Consider the following 12,290-nt stretch of genomic DNA (forward strand, 5'->3'; position numbering starts at 1 on the left):
GTCCGTGGAGTCCCACGTGGTGCCGTCGGCGCCGGCGGAGTCCCAGGTGGTGCCCTCCGCGAGCAGCGAGGCCGAGTCCCAGGTGGTGCCGTCGGTGGAGTCCCAGGTGGTGCCCGCCATGACCGACGAGGCCGAGTCCCAGGTGGTGCCCTCCGCGGTGGAAACGGCCTGGCCGCCGATGAGGGCGGTGAATCCGATGACACCCGAGACGATCGCGGCCGAGATCTTGGCGGCGACGTTGAAATTGGCGAGGGAGGCGGTGGAGTTCTTCATTTCTTTTCTCTTTTCCTGAGTGGTTGTTCTCTTCCGGTACAACCAACTCTGCGCCTTCCGGGGTCCGCGGAACAGGCGGATCGGAGTCAGCAAGTTCCCCTCCGGTGGCAGCTTCCTGCCACCGGGCACGGACCGGGTCGCGCCGCTCAGGTGCCGCCGACCCGCCGCCGAACCTTGTTTGCGTCGCGCGATCCGCCTCTGCGCCGTACGGGCCGCCTCTGCGCCGTACGGGCCGCCTCTGCGCCGTACGGGCAGTCTCTGAGCTGCCGGACCGGTTACGACGGAGCCCTCGCTCCGCTCACCGCGACCGGGCGAGCCGGAATCCGAGGTCGTCGACGCGGAAAGTCGGATGGCTCTTGCGGCGGCACGACGCCCGGCATCCGCGGGGTGGGTCGTACGCGCCACCGCCGCGGAACACGCGGTACGGGCCATAGACCTCGGGGTCGTAGACGTCCCAGCACCACTCCCACACGTTGCCGATCATGTCGTGGAGGCCCCACGCGTTCGGCGCCCTGGTCGCGACGTCGTGCACCTCGCCGCCGGAGTTCTCGCGGTACCAGGCGATCTCGTCCAGCTCTCCGTAGCGGACGCCGGAGGTCCCGGCCCTGCACGCGTACTCCCACTCCGCCTCGGAGGGGAGGCGATAGCCGTCGGCATCCCAGTCGCAGACCACGTCCTGCCCGTCGGGGTCCTCGCCCGTCGAGTAGCAGGGTTCGAGCCCCGCCGCTCGCGAGAGCAGGTTGCAGAACCGGACGGCCTCCTTCCAGGAGATCTCGGTCACCGGAGTCCGCGGCCCCGCCGGGCTCGGAGGCGCCTCGCCCCGGACGGCGCGGTACAGCTCGCGGGTCACGGGATACGGCGCCAGCCGGAAGGCCCCGACCTCGACCTTCCAGTCCGTCTCCGTGCCCTCGTCCCGCAGGACGATCTCCCCAGCAGGGATCCCGATCATGTGCTCGGCGATCGCCCGGGGCGGCGTCGGCTCAGGGCTCATCACATCCTGCGCGGTGGCCGCCCGCCGCCCGGCCGGGTCGCCCATCAGCACCGGCTCCCCGGCCCGCTCCCGCATCACGTCAGGCACCGTCGGCCTCCTGGACGAGCAGGCCGTTGCCGTCGTCGAGTATGGCTTCGAGAAGGTGCAGCACCTCGGCGGTGGCGGCGGCGCCGCCCAGTATCACGATCTTCATGCGGTCGCGGTCCTCGTCGTGGACGGTCTGGACGCGCATCGGGTGCGCGGGGTCGTGGGAGGTGTTCACCCCGGCCAGGACGAGCGTGCCCAGCCGGTCGGCCGAGGCCCGGTCGATGCCGTCGATCTGCACGATGCTCGACACCTCCATCCGCGCGACGCCGGCGGATCGGCCCGGTGCGGGCTGCGGCCGTCCGGTCAGCGCCTCAAGGTCGGCATGGGCGATCCGGTACTGCTTGCCGATCCGTACCGCCTTGAGCCGGCCGGCGCGGATGTAGCCGCGCACGGTGCGCACATGCAGGCCGAGCCGGTCGGCCACCTGCTCGACCGAATACATTTCTTCCCTCATCAGTCCCTAACCTAAGCCATATAAGGAGTGATGGGGAAGTTTGCGGCACTATGCCGCACGCCATGGACGGATGGTCCCCGCCACCTGACCGCCGTCAGTCCCGGACGATCTCGGCCTTGTAGGCGTGGGAGATCTGGGCGGCCGCGGCCATGAGCGGGTCGACCAGGCGTTGCAGCTCCCGGACACGGTGGGAGGAGACGACGATCCCCAGCGCCGCGACGGCGCGGCCGTCCACGACGACGGGCGCGGCCGCCGAGCAGGAGCCGAGCGTCATCTCCTCGTGGGTGGTCGCGTACCCCCGGGCGTGGACCCGCCTGAGCTCGCGGGCCAGCCTGCCGGGTTCGGTGATGGTGTGCGGGGTGGGCCTCTCCAGGGTGCGGGACAGGTAGGAGGTGATGAACCAGTCGGCCTCGGCGGCGAGGAGCGCCTTGCCGACGCCGGTGGGGTGCATGGGCAGGCGGCTGCCGGTGCGGGAGAGGATGGGCACGGCCCGCCGGCCGTACACCTTGTCGACGTAGAGGACCTCGAGGCCGTCGCGGATGGCCAGGTGGACGTTCTCGCCGGTGTCGGCGAACAGCTCCTGCAGCCAGGGGTGGGCCACCTCCTGCAGCCGGTTGGCGGCGAGCTGGCCGAGCTCCCACAGCCGCAGGCCGACGTGGAAGCGGCCGTCCGGGGTGCGGCTGAGCGCCTGCCAGTCCTCAAGCTCGGCGACCAGCCGGTGGACGGTGCTCAGGGCCAGCCCGCTGCGCCGGGCGATGTCGGTCAGGGTGAGGCGCGGGTGGCCGGTGTCGAAGGCGCCGAGGATGGCCAGGACGCGGGAGGTCACCGACCGTCCAGGATCGCGCGAGCCGCCGGCCATCCCCCACTCCTTCCATCCAGTGGAAGCGAAGGCTACACCTGCGCCGTGTGCGCCGGGATGCTCGTCTCATGCGGACTCAGGCCGGGCGGCGTCGAGCGGCCGGGAGCCGTCAGCGGCGCACTCGCCGGCCATCTGAACGCGACCTGGGGGAGCACCTGAGCCGTCGCGAGTGACGTGAAAGACGGGGGGCCGGCCGGGGGATGCCTCAGGCGGACTTCCCGGGGCGCTCCCATCTGCGGTCGGGCTGCTCGCGCGGGACCAGGGTCGGGTTGACGTTGTCGAGCACGGTGTCGCGGCTGACCACCACGCGGGCCACGTCGTCCCGGCTCGGCACCTCGTACATCACGTTGAGCAGGACCTCTTCGAGGACCGCGCGGGTCGCTCGGGCGCCGGTACGGCGGAGCAGCGCCTGTTCGGCGATCGCGCCGACGGCGCCCTCGGCGAACTCCAGCTCGACGCCGTCGATCTCGAAGAGCTTCTGGTACTGCTTGATCAGCGCGTTGCGCGGCTCGGTGAGGATCCGCATCAGCGCCGTCCGGTCCAGCGGCTGGAAGGTCGACAGCACCGGGAGCCGGCCGACCAGTTCCGGGATCAGCCCGAACTTCAGCAGGTCCTCGGGCATGACATCGGCGAAGGCGTCCCGATTCTCCTGCTCCTCCCGGGCGGGGATCGCGGCGCCGAACCCGGCGCCCCTGCGGCCGGCCCGCTGCTCGATGATCTGCTCCAGGCCGGCGAACGCGCCGCCGACGATGAACAGCACGTTGGCCGTGTCGATCTGGATGAAATCCTGGTGCGGGTGCTTGCGGCCGCCCTGCGGCGGCACGCTCGTGACCGTGCCCTCCAGCATCTTCAGCAGCGCCTGCTGGACGCCCTCGCCGGAGACGTCGCGGGTGATCGACGGGTTCTCGCTCTTGCGGGCCACCTTGTCGATCTCGTCGATGTAGACGATGCCGGTCTCGGCCTTCTTGACGTCGTAGTCCGCGGCCTGGAGCAGCTTGAGCAGGATGTTCTCGACGTCCTCCCCGACGTAGCCGGCCTCGGTGAGCGCGGTGGCGTCGGCGATCGCGAACGGGACGTCGAGCATCCGGGCGAGCGTCTGGGCGAGGTAGGTCTTGCCGCAGCCGGTCGGGCCGATCAGCAGGATGTTGGACTTGCCGAGCTCGACCGGCTCCTTCTCCGCGGCGGGCCGCCCGTTCCCGGCGGCTCCCGGCTGGATGCGTTTGTAGTGGTTGTAGACCGCCACCGAGAGTGTCTTCTTGGCGCTTTCCTGCCCGACGACGTACTGCTCCAGGAACTCGTAGATCTCCCGTGGCTTCGGCAGATCACGCGGCCCGTCCCCGGGGGGCCCGTTGAGCTCCTCCTCGATGAGCTCGTTGCAGAGCTCCACGCACTCATCGCAGATGTAGACGCCGGCCGGGCCCGCGATGAGCTTGCGGACCTGCTTCTGGCTCTTCCCGCAGAAAGAACACGTCAGCGGGTCGCCTTTACCGATGCGTGCCACTCGGAAACCTCTTCTCAACGGTTGTGCGGACCGGAACGCGGAAGGGCCGGGCCAGGCCCGGGGTCAGAGGGTGAGGGGCAGTGCCGCCAGGCGCCACGTGCCCGGGTCGGGGACGCGCCCCGGGACGCCGGCGAGCGCCGGACCGGGGAAGCGGCGCAGCAGTGCGGCGAGCGCGACCTCGGTCCGTACCCGGGCCGGCGCGGCCCCGAGACAGAAGTGTGGCCCGTGAGCATATCCGAGATGTCCCGGCGCTCCTGCCGCGCGGCTGATGTCGAGCCGTTCGGGGTCGGCGAACACGCGCGGGTCGCGCAGCACCCCGGCCTCGGTCGGATCGATCTCCGGGACGCCGCTCGCATCTTCGCCGACCTCGCTCATGCGTGCTCCGGATCTCGAATGATCAGATCAGATGGTCTCATCATATGTGCGGTCCAAGTATCCTGGATCAGGACGGGCAACGCCGCGACGAGGAGGAAGATGGACCGGCTCAACCGGGCGGAGCTGCAGGAGCGCAACCGCGCCCGGGTGCTGGCCGCGGCCAGGGAGGAGTTCGCCGAACGCGGCTTCCGCGACGCCAAGATCGACGGCATCGCCGAGCGTGCCGAGCTCACCCGCGGCGCTGTCTACTCCAACTTCCCCGGAAAGCGGGCTCTCTACTTCGCCGTCCTGGCCGACGTCGCCGAGCGCGCCCCCGAGCCGCCGCAGCCGGAGCCGGAGCGCACCGCCCGCGAGGCGCTCAGCGCGTTCGCCCGCGCCTGGGTCGCCCGGCTCCCCCTCGCCACCGACGACGAGCACGGCCCGGCCCGGCTCGGCGTGGACCTGATGTCCGAGGTCATCGCCGACGAACGGACCCGGCGGCCGTTCACGCAGCTGATGAAACTCGACGCGATCCTGCTCGGACTGGCCCTGGAACGGCTGCGTCCGCCGGCGACGTCCGCCGGCCGTATGGTGTGCGTGGCCGAGGCTGCGCTCACGACCCTGCACGGCGCGGGCCAGATGGCCGCCGCCGCACCCGGCTTCATCGAGCCCTTCAACGTCGTCGGCATCTGCGAGCAGCTCGTGGACCTCGATCTGGGCGACGTGTGGCGGCCCCCGCACATCCCGTACATCCCRTGCGCCCGGCCCGCCGACGAGCCGTGGTCCCCGCCGCCCGCCGTGGACGTCATCCGCGGCGTCCCCGCGCGTCTCGCTGACGACGGCGTGGTGGCGATCCTCGGGCTGCACCGGCTTGAGGCCGCCGAGGAGGCCGTACGGGCCGCGTCGCCCGGGGCCGCGGTCACCGCCGTCCTGGTCACCGGAGACCCCGGCGAGCTGGCGCCGCTGGCACGGCTGGTCGTCGCCGACCTCCGCAACTGCCTGCGCCGGGCCTTCCCGCCGTCGGCCTGGCCGCGCCTGCAGGTGGTGTACGACGAGTCCGGCACCCTCGCCGCGGCGGCCGGTGTGCCCGCCGTCAGCGACGGGACCGAGGTCGCCGTCCGTGTCGAGACGGGCCGGATCGTCGCCCGAGCCGACGGCCGCGGCGCCTGCCACGCGGCCGCGTCGGCCGGTGGAGCCGCACCGGCCGCCCGGCCCCAGCCGTCGCCGACGGGCCACCAGGGGTAGCCGGCCGGGCCGTGGCCCCGCCGGTTTCCGGGCCTACCTGCCGGCCGGGCCGTCGGCGGGGTCGTCGGCCTCGATCTCCGGCGCGGGCTCATCACCGGAGCCGAGCTCCCGGCGCAGCCGCTCAAGATCGATGTCGTGAGTGCCGTACTTCAGTTCGCGAGCCACCTTCGTCTGCTTCGCCTTGGCTCGACCCCGCCCCATGGCTGTACTCCCTCTACGCACGCAGGTCGCGCTCGACCTTTCGTCACTGTCGCATTACCGACTGACGCAGCTTGACATCCTAGGCCAGCTCTTGCTCGTCGCACCCGGCGCATCCCCGCTCCGCGCCGGCCTGGTCTGGCCCGGGATCCGAGTCGGCCGGGTGACGTCCGAGAAGATATCACTGCGGGCATCGTACCTAGAAACCTTATGATTTGAACAATTATGCAACTTGCCACATCATGAGTGTCATGCGCTCACTGTCCAGGTGCCGGGATTGGTCGGATCTACGGGGAGCGGGGGCATGAGCGAGTTCGCGGCGGAGCTGCGGGCGCGCGTCGACGAGGTCGACGCCGAACTGCGCGTCATGCGGCAGGCCTTCGACCACCACGCCGTCGAGGTCCTGGGCGGGCGGCTGGAGAACCTGCTGCGGATCGCCGACCGGCACGGCGTCGACGTTCGGTACGCGGGCGGCGGGCCCGCCGGCGGAACAGGGTGACGGTGACGGTGCCCCTGTATCAGGCCAAGGCCGAGCTCTTCCGCACGCTCGGCCATCCGGTCCGTATCCGGGTGCTCGAACTGCTGCAGGACGGCCCCCTGCCCGTCCGCGACCTGCTGGCCGCGATCGACGTCGAGGCGTCCAGCCTGTCCCAGCAGCTGGCGGTGCTGCGCCGCACGGGGATCGTGACCGCCACCCGGGAGGGCCCCACCGTCGTGTACGCCCTGTCCACCGCCGACGTGGCCGATCTGATGGTCGCCGCTCGCCGGATCCTGGCCGAGCTGCTGGCCGGCCAGGGCGAGTTGCTGGCCGAGCTGCGGGCGGAGGCCCGCGGGTGAGCGCGGACACCGGCGGCGTGCCGCACCGGGACGCCGCCGGCCGGCCGGCCGAGCCGGAGGCCGTCGTGGCCCGCCGGAGGAGGAAGACCCTCGAGGAGCGGATCGCCGACCGTCAGGCGGAGAGGCCCGCGCTGAAAGAGGGCAGGCAGTTCGAGCACGGACCCGCGAGGTTCGTGTTCGTCTTCCTCATCGTGACCGTCGTGCTGATCCACGTCGTCGGCCTGGCCATCGTCATGGCGCTGGACCTCAATTGAAAGCGCCGCCGGGACCGCCGGCGGGAAAATAGTAGGATGTCCTAGTATTTGTTAGGGCTTCCTAGTAATTTTGCGAGGCGTACTCGGCTGTCGGTCGAAGGAGTCCCCGTGCACGTTCCCGCCCATCCGGTCCGCGTCGTCACGGCGGCGGCGCTGTTCGACGGCCACGACGCGGCCATCAACATCATGCGGCGGATCCTGCAGTCCCAGGGGGCCGAGGTCATCCACCTGGGCCACAACCGCTCCGTCGACGAGATCGTCACCGCCGCGATCCAGGAGGACGTGCAGGGCGTGGCGATCAGCTCCTACCAGGGCGGCCACGTCGAGTTCTTCACCTACCTGGTGGACCTGCTGCGCGAGCGCGGCGCCGGCCACGTCAAGGTCTACGGCGGGGGCGGCGGGGTGATCGTGCGGGAGGAGATCGACACGCTGCACGCCCACGGCGTCGCCGGGGTCTTCTCCCCGGAGGACGGGCAGCGGCTCGGGCTGGCCGGGATGATCAACAAGGTCGTCGAGGCGTGCGACGTGGACCTGGCCGCGGGCGGCCCGCCCCCGCTCGCCGAGGTGGTCACCGGAGACCACCGGGCGCTGGCCCGCGCGATCACGACGGTGGAGTCCGGCGCCGCGGACGCCGCATGGCTGCAGGCGCTGCGGAGCGCGGCGTCCGGGCGCGGGGTCCCGGTCCTGGGCATCACCGGCACGGGCGGCTCGGGCAAGTCCTCGCTCACCGACGAGCTGCTGCGCCGGATCAGGATCGACTCCGAGGACAAGCTGCGCGTGGCCGTCGTCGCGGTCGACCCGACCCGGCGCAGGGGAGGGGGAGCGCTGCTGGGCGACCGGATCAGGATGAACAGCCTGGCCGGAGGCGGCGCCTATTTCCGGTCCCTGGCCACCCGCGGGGCGCAGGAGCTGCCCGCGCACCTCGGTGACGTGATCGCGGCCTGCCAGGTGGCGGGCCACGACCTGGTGATCGTGGAGACCCCGGGCATCGGGCAGGGCGACGCGGCGATCGTGCCGTTCGCCGACGTGTCGCTGTACGTCATGACACCGGAGTTCGGTGCGGCGTCCCAGCTTGAGAAGATCGACATGCTCGACTTCGCGGACGTGGTGGCGATCAACAAGTACGAGCGCCGGGGCGCGGAGGACGCGCTGCGCGACGTGCGCCGCCAGATGGTGCGCAACCGGGAGGCGTTCGGGGTCCCGCCCGAGGAGATGCCCGTCTACGGCACGATCGCCTCGCGGTTCAACGACGCGGGCGTGACCGCGCTCTACCAGCGGCTCAGGGACCTGCTCTGCGAGCACGGGCTGCCCGCGACCCCGCGCCTGCTCCCCGAGGTGCACGGCACCACCTCGGAGGTCACCGCGGGCATCGTGCCGCCGGCCCGGTCCCGCTACCTGGCCGAGATCGCCGACACCGTACGCGGCTACCACGCCCGCACCGGCGACCAGGCGGAGGCGGTGCGTCGCCACCAGAGACTGGCCGCCGTCCGCGAGCTCCTCGCCGCCGAGGGCGCCGACACCGCTGCCGTGGACCTGCTCCTCGACCGCGCCGCCGCCGAGGTCGATCCGGACAGCCGGGCGCTTCTGGAGGGGTGGAGCGCCACCGCGGAGGCCTACCAGGCCGACGAGCTGGTGGTGAAGGTCCGCGACAGGGAGCTGCGGACCCCGCTGTGGCGCTCGACGCTGTCGGGGAACCGGATCCCGCGCGTCGCGCTGCCGCGTCTGTCGGACCACGGCGACCTGCTGCGCTTCCTGCGCGCGGAGAACCTGCCGGGCTCCTTCCCGTTCACCGCCGGGGTGTTCCCCTTCAAGCGGGACGACGAGGACCCGACCAGGATGTTCGCCGGAGAGGGCGACCCGTTCCGCACCAACCGGCGCTTCAAGCTGCTGTCGGAGGGCCAGCCGGCGACCCGGCTGTCCACCGCGTTCGACTCGGTCACGCTCTACGGCAACGACCCCGCGCTCCGGCCCGACATCTACGGCAAGGTCGGCACGTCAGGGGTGTCGATCGCGACGCTCGACGACATGAGGACGCTGTATGACGGCTTCGACCTCTCCGCGCCCAACACCTCGGTCTCCATGACCATCAACGGCCCCGCCCCCACCATCCTGGCCTTCTTCCTCAACGCCGCCCTCGACCAGGCGCTCGGCCGGTTCCGCGACGAGCACGGCCGCGAGCCCGCGCCCGACGAGGCCGCGCTGCTGCGCGCCCGGACGCTGGCCACCGTGCGCGGCACCGTGCAGGCCGACATCCTCAAGGAGGACCAGGGCCAGAACACCTGCATCTTCTCCACCGAGTTCTCGCTGCGGATGATGGCCGACATCCAGGAGTGGTTCATCGCCAACGGGGTGCGCAACTTCTACTCGGTGTCGATCTCCGGCTACCACATCGCCGAGGCCGGGGCCAACCCGATCAGCCAGCTCGCCTTCACCCTGGCCAACGGCTTCACCTACGTCGAGGCCTACCTGGCCCGTGGCATGAAGATCGACGACTTCGCGCCCAACCTGTCGTTCTTCTTCTCCAACGGCATGGACCCCGAGTACAGCGTGCTCGGGCGGGTGGCCCGCCGCATCTGGGCGGTGGCGCTGAAGGAGCGGTACGGCGCCGCCGAGCGGGCGCAGAAGCTGAAGTACCACATCCAGACCTCCGGCCGGTCGCTGCACGCCCAGGAGATGGACTTCAACGACATCCGCACCACGCTGCAGGCGCTGACCGCGATCTACGACAACTGCAACAGCCTGCACACCAACGCCTTCGACGAGGCCGTCACCACCCCGTCCCCCGACTCGGTACGGCGGGCCATGGCCATCCAGCTCATCATCAACCGCGAGTGGGGCCTGGCCGTGAACGAGAACCCGCTGCAGGGCTCGTTCATCGTCGACGAGCTCACCGACCTGGTCGAGGAGGCCGTGCTCAGGGAGTTCGAGCGCATCTCCGACCGGGGCGGCGTGCTGGGCGCGATGGAGACCGGCTACCAGCGCGGGCGCATCCAGGACGAGTCGATGCTGTACGAGACCCGCAAGCACGACGGCTCCCTGCCGATCATCGGCGTCAACACCTTCCGCAACCCGCGCGGCGATTCCCAGCACGGCCCGCTGGAGCTGGCCCGCGGCACCGAGGAGGAGAAGCGGTCCCAGCTCGACCGGCTGCGCGGCTTCCAGGAGGCGCACGCGGAGCAGGCCCCGCAGGCGCTGCAGCGGCTCCGCCGGGCGGCGATGTCGGACGAGAACGCCTTCGCGGTGCTGATGGACGCCGCCCGCGTCTGCTCCCTCGGCCAGATCACCGAGGCGCTGTTCGAGGCCGGCGGCCAGTACCGCCGCAACGTATGAGGGACGACACCGGCGCCACGGTGCCGGTCCCCGCGAAGGTGCGCCGCGTCGTCTCCCTCGTCCCCTCGCTCACCGAGACCGTCGCGGCGACCTCACCCGGGCTGCTGGTGGGAGCGACCGACTGGTGCAGCCATCCCGCCGGCCTCGACGTCACCAGGGTCCGGGGCACCAAGAACCCGGACCTGGAGCGGATCGGATCGCTCCGTCCCGACGTCGTGCTGGCCAACTTCGAGGAGAACCGCGCCGCCGACCTCGACGCGCTCCGGGCCCGCGGCCTCCCGGTCTGGGTGACGGTGATCCGTACCGTGCGGGAAGCCCTGGCGTCGCTGGACCGCGTGCTCACCGGGGCCTGCCGCCTGCCCCGCCCGGCCTGGCTGGACGAGGCGGAGGCCGCGTGGCGGCAGGAGACCCGCGAGCGGTGGTGCCGGGCGGTCGTCCCGGTGTGGCGCCGGCCGTGGATGGTCGTCGGCGGGGAGACCTTCACCGGTGACGTGCTGGCCCGGCTGGGCGTCGAGAACCTCTACGCGGGCCATCCCGAGCGGTACCCGAAGATCCCGGTCGACCGGCTGAGGGAGGCCGGGCCGGATCTCGTGGTGCTGCCGGACGAGCCGTACCGCTTCACCGCGGAGGACGGCCCCGAGAGCTTTCCCGGCGTCGACGCGGCCCTGCTCGACGGGCGCTTCCTGACGTGGTACGGCCCCTCGCTCGTCGAAGCTCCCGCCGTGCTGTCGGCCCAGCTGCGCCGTACGGTCAGGGGCTGACCCGATCGACCGGGACGAGGCGACTGCCGCCCCGATCCCCGTAGCCGGAAGGGGGGCGTCAAGAGCCGTGGAAGCGGACATGAGGACCGGCTCCGGGGCCGCCGTTCTCCGGACCGACGAGGCGGTGCGCCGCCTCACCACGGCATGACGTCACGACGTCAGCCATTGGACGCGGTAGCCGTCTCGCAGCAGGACGAGTTCCGCCGTCGCGGTGTAGGCGGCGGACAGCACCCCCGTGTGCGTCGCGGTCGTCCGCCCCCTCTGGTCGACCAGTTCGGCGGTGCCGCCGTACACGAGGACGAACCGTTTGCCGGACGGCTCGGCCCTGACCTGCACTTCGGCGGGGATGTCCCGAGCCCAGGTCTGCGCGCCCGAGGCGTCCACTCCGCGGATGGCCGTATGCGGACGGGCTTGGCCGTCTTTCCAGCGCGCGATCACGACCGCGCCGGCTCGACCGGCGGCGCATTCGCCGGTCGTCTCCAGATCGGTCTTGATCGGCACCGGGTGCGCGCGCCGCAGGACCAGCATGGGTTCGGCTCCCACGAGCACGGCGATCTCGCCCTGGCCCGCCGTGCAGGCGCCCCATGCCGGACCCGCTCGCAGATGGCCGGGCAGGGGCCGCCACCCGTGCCGGTCGCGCCGGAACCACAGCACCTCGCTCCTGTCCCCGGGGCCGCGCGCCACCGCGAGGGCCGTCGTGCGGGTCGCGTTCTCACTCCAGACGACACCGGCCGCCGCGGGCACGGGTATCCGGGTGGGCGGGCCGTCCGTGCGCACCAGGCGGAGCCGCCCCGCACCGTCCGGAGGTCCCTCGGCGATGACGGCATCGGACGGGGAGCGTGCCGTCAGCACCCGGCGGATCGAGGAACCGGTGCCGGGGAAGGGCCGGGCGCCGGCGGGCGTGGGCCGCCAGGGAGACGGGTCGGGCCCGGACGCCTCCCACGTGCCGGAGAAGACGGCGTCCGGGCAGCGCGCCAGACAGACGGCCTCCGATCCGCGCCGGTAGGCCGTCCGGTCCTGCCAGATCCGCCGTCCGGTCCTGTCGACGCCCAGGAAGGCCCCCGCGCGCGTGTCGAGCACCACGGCGCCCTCGGAGGACACGGCGATCAGCACGGCGCCGGACCCGGGGGGCTCGGGGTTCTCGGG

General features: G+C 71.9%; 14 protein-coding genes. 6 read left to right on the top strand and 8 right to left on the bottom strand.

The window, feature by feature from the left end; genetic code table 11:
* The 6 genes from CA984_RS37190 to CA984_RS48915 form a co-directional block, all read right to left on the bottom strand.
* A partial coding sequence (locus CA984_RS37190) for a hypothetical protein (protein ID WP_086578096.1) occupies positions 1 to 273 on the bottom strand: 273 nt, incomplete at its 3' end.
* Positions 274 to 571: 298 nt separating this feature from the next.
* Positions 572 to 1,222 (bottom strand): formylglycine-generating enzyme family protein, encoded by a 651-nt coding sequence (locus CA984_RS37195; RefSeq protein ID WP_207621182.1) that lies wholly within the window; start codon positions 1,220 to 1,222, stop codon positions 572 to 574.
* A gap of 121 nt (positions 1,223 to 1,343) precedes the next feature.
* The gene (locus CA984_RS37200; RefSeq protein WP_207621180.1) at positions 1,344 to 1,805 is read right to left on the bottom strand and encodes a helix-turn-helix domain-containing protein; all 462 of its coding nucleotides are present in this window, start codon (positions 1,803 to 1,805) and stop codon (positions 1,344 to 1,346) included.
* A 94-nt stretch (positions 1,806 to 1,899) separates the two neighbouring features.
* Entirely contained in the window at positions 1,900 to 2,664 is a 765-nt protein-coding gene (locus CA984_RS37205; protein ID WP_086578088.1) for an IclR family transcriptional regulator, read from the bottom strand.
* 205 nt (positions 2,665 to 2,869) lie between these two features.
* Positions 2,870 to 4,165, bottom strand: a complete 1,296-nt coding sequence (clpX, locus tag CA984_RS37210; protein WP_086578089.1) for an ATP-dependent Clp protease ATP-binding subunit ClpX — start codon at positions 4,163 to 4,165, stop codon at positions 2,870 to 2,872.
* Between the two features lie 63 nt (positions 4,166 to 4,228).
* Entirely contained in the window at positions 4,229 to 4,540 is a 312-nt protein-coding gene (locus tag CA984_RS48915; RefSeq protein ID WP_108724673.1) for a cytochrome P450, read from the bottom strand.
* Between the two features lie 99 nt (positions 4,541 to 4,639).
* Here CA984_RS48915 and CA984_RS37220 point away from each other — a divergent pair, with 99 nt between their 5' ends.
* On the top strand, positions 4,640 to 5,764 hold the full coding sequence (locus tag CA984_RS37220; RefSeq protein WP_086578090.1) for a TetR/AcrR family transcriptional regulator: 1,125 nt from the start codon (positions 4,640 to 4,642) through the stop codon (positions 5,762 to 5,764).
* Positions 5,765 to 5,797: 33 nt separating this feature from the next.
* Here CA984_RS37220 and CA984_RS37225 read toward each other — a convergent pair whose 3' ends face one another.
* Positions 5,798 to 5,965 carry a DUF3073 domain-containing protein gene (locus CA984_RS37225; RefSeq protein WP_086578091.1) on the bottom strand — a complete coding sequence of 56 codons (168 nt, stop codon included), beginning with the start codon at positions 5,963 to 5,965 and terminating at the stop codon, positions 5,798 to 5,800.
* Between the two features lie 301 nt (positions 5,966 to 6,266).
* On the opposite strand from CA984_RS37225, the gene CA984_RS37230 reads away from it, so the two are divergent.
* The 5 genes from CA984_RS37230 to CA984_RS37250 all read left to right on the top strand — a co-directional run bounded on the left by CA984_RS37230 (position 6,267) and on the right by CA984_RS37250 (position 11,144).
* Positions 6,267 to 6,461 carry a hypothetical protein gene (locus tag CA984_RS37230; RefSeq protein WP_086578092.1) on the top strand — a complete coding sequence of 65 codons (195 nt, stop codon included), beginning with the start codon at positions 6,267 to 6,269 and terminating at the stop codon, positions 6,459 to 6,461.
* 2 nt (positions 6,462 to 6,463) lie between these two features.
* Positions 6,464 to 6,799 (top strand): ArsR/SmtB family transcription factor, encoded by a 336-nt coding sequence (locus tag CA984_RS37235; protein WP_086578098.1) that lies wholly within the window; start codon positions 6,464 to 6,466, stop codon positions 6,797 to 6,799.
* Entirely contained in the window at positions 6,796 to 7,053 is a 258-nt protein-coding gene (locus tag CA984_RS37240; RefSeq protein WP_242676389.1) for a hypothetical protein, read from the top strand. Before CA984_RS37235 ends, CA984_RS37240 begins: the two co-directional genes overlap by 4 nt.
* A gap of 108 nt (positions 7,054 to 7,161) precedes the next feature.
* Positions 7,162 to 10,383: a fused isobutyryl-CoA mutase/GTPase IcmF gene (gene icmF, locus CA984_RS37245; RefSeq protein ID WP_086578093.1), complete on the top strand. Its 3,222-nt coding sequence runs from the start codon at positions 7,162 to 7,164 to the stop codon at positions 10,381 to 10,383.
* Positions 10,380 to 11,144 (top strand): helical backbone metal receptor, encoded by a 765-nt coding sequence (locus CA984_RS37250; RefSeq protein WP_086578094.1) that lies wholly within the window; start codon positions 10,380 to 10,382, stop codon positions 11,142 to 11,144. The genes icmF and CA984_RS37250 overlap by 4 nt, the downstream gene beginning before the upstream one ends.
* A gap of 150 nt (positions 11,145 to 11,294) precedes the next feature.
* Here the strand turns inward: CA984_RS37250 and CA984_RS37255 are convergent.
* Positions 11,295 to 12,290: hypothetical protein (locus CA984_RS37255; RefSeq protein ID WP_207621181.1), on the bottom strand; the 996-nt coding region annotated here is incomplete at its 5' end.

It is taken from the genome of Streptosporangium minutum (assembly GCF_002149035.1).
In the GTDB taxonomy this organism is placed as follows: Bacteria; Actinomycetota; Actinomycetes; order Streptosporangiales; family Streptosporangiaceae; genus Streptosporangium; species Streptosporangium minutum.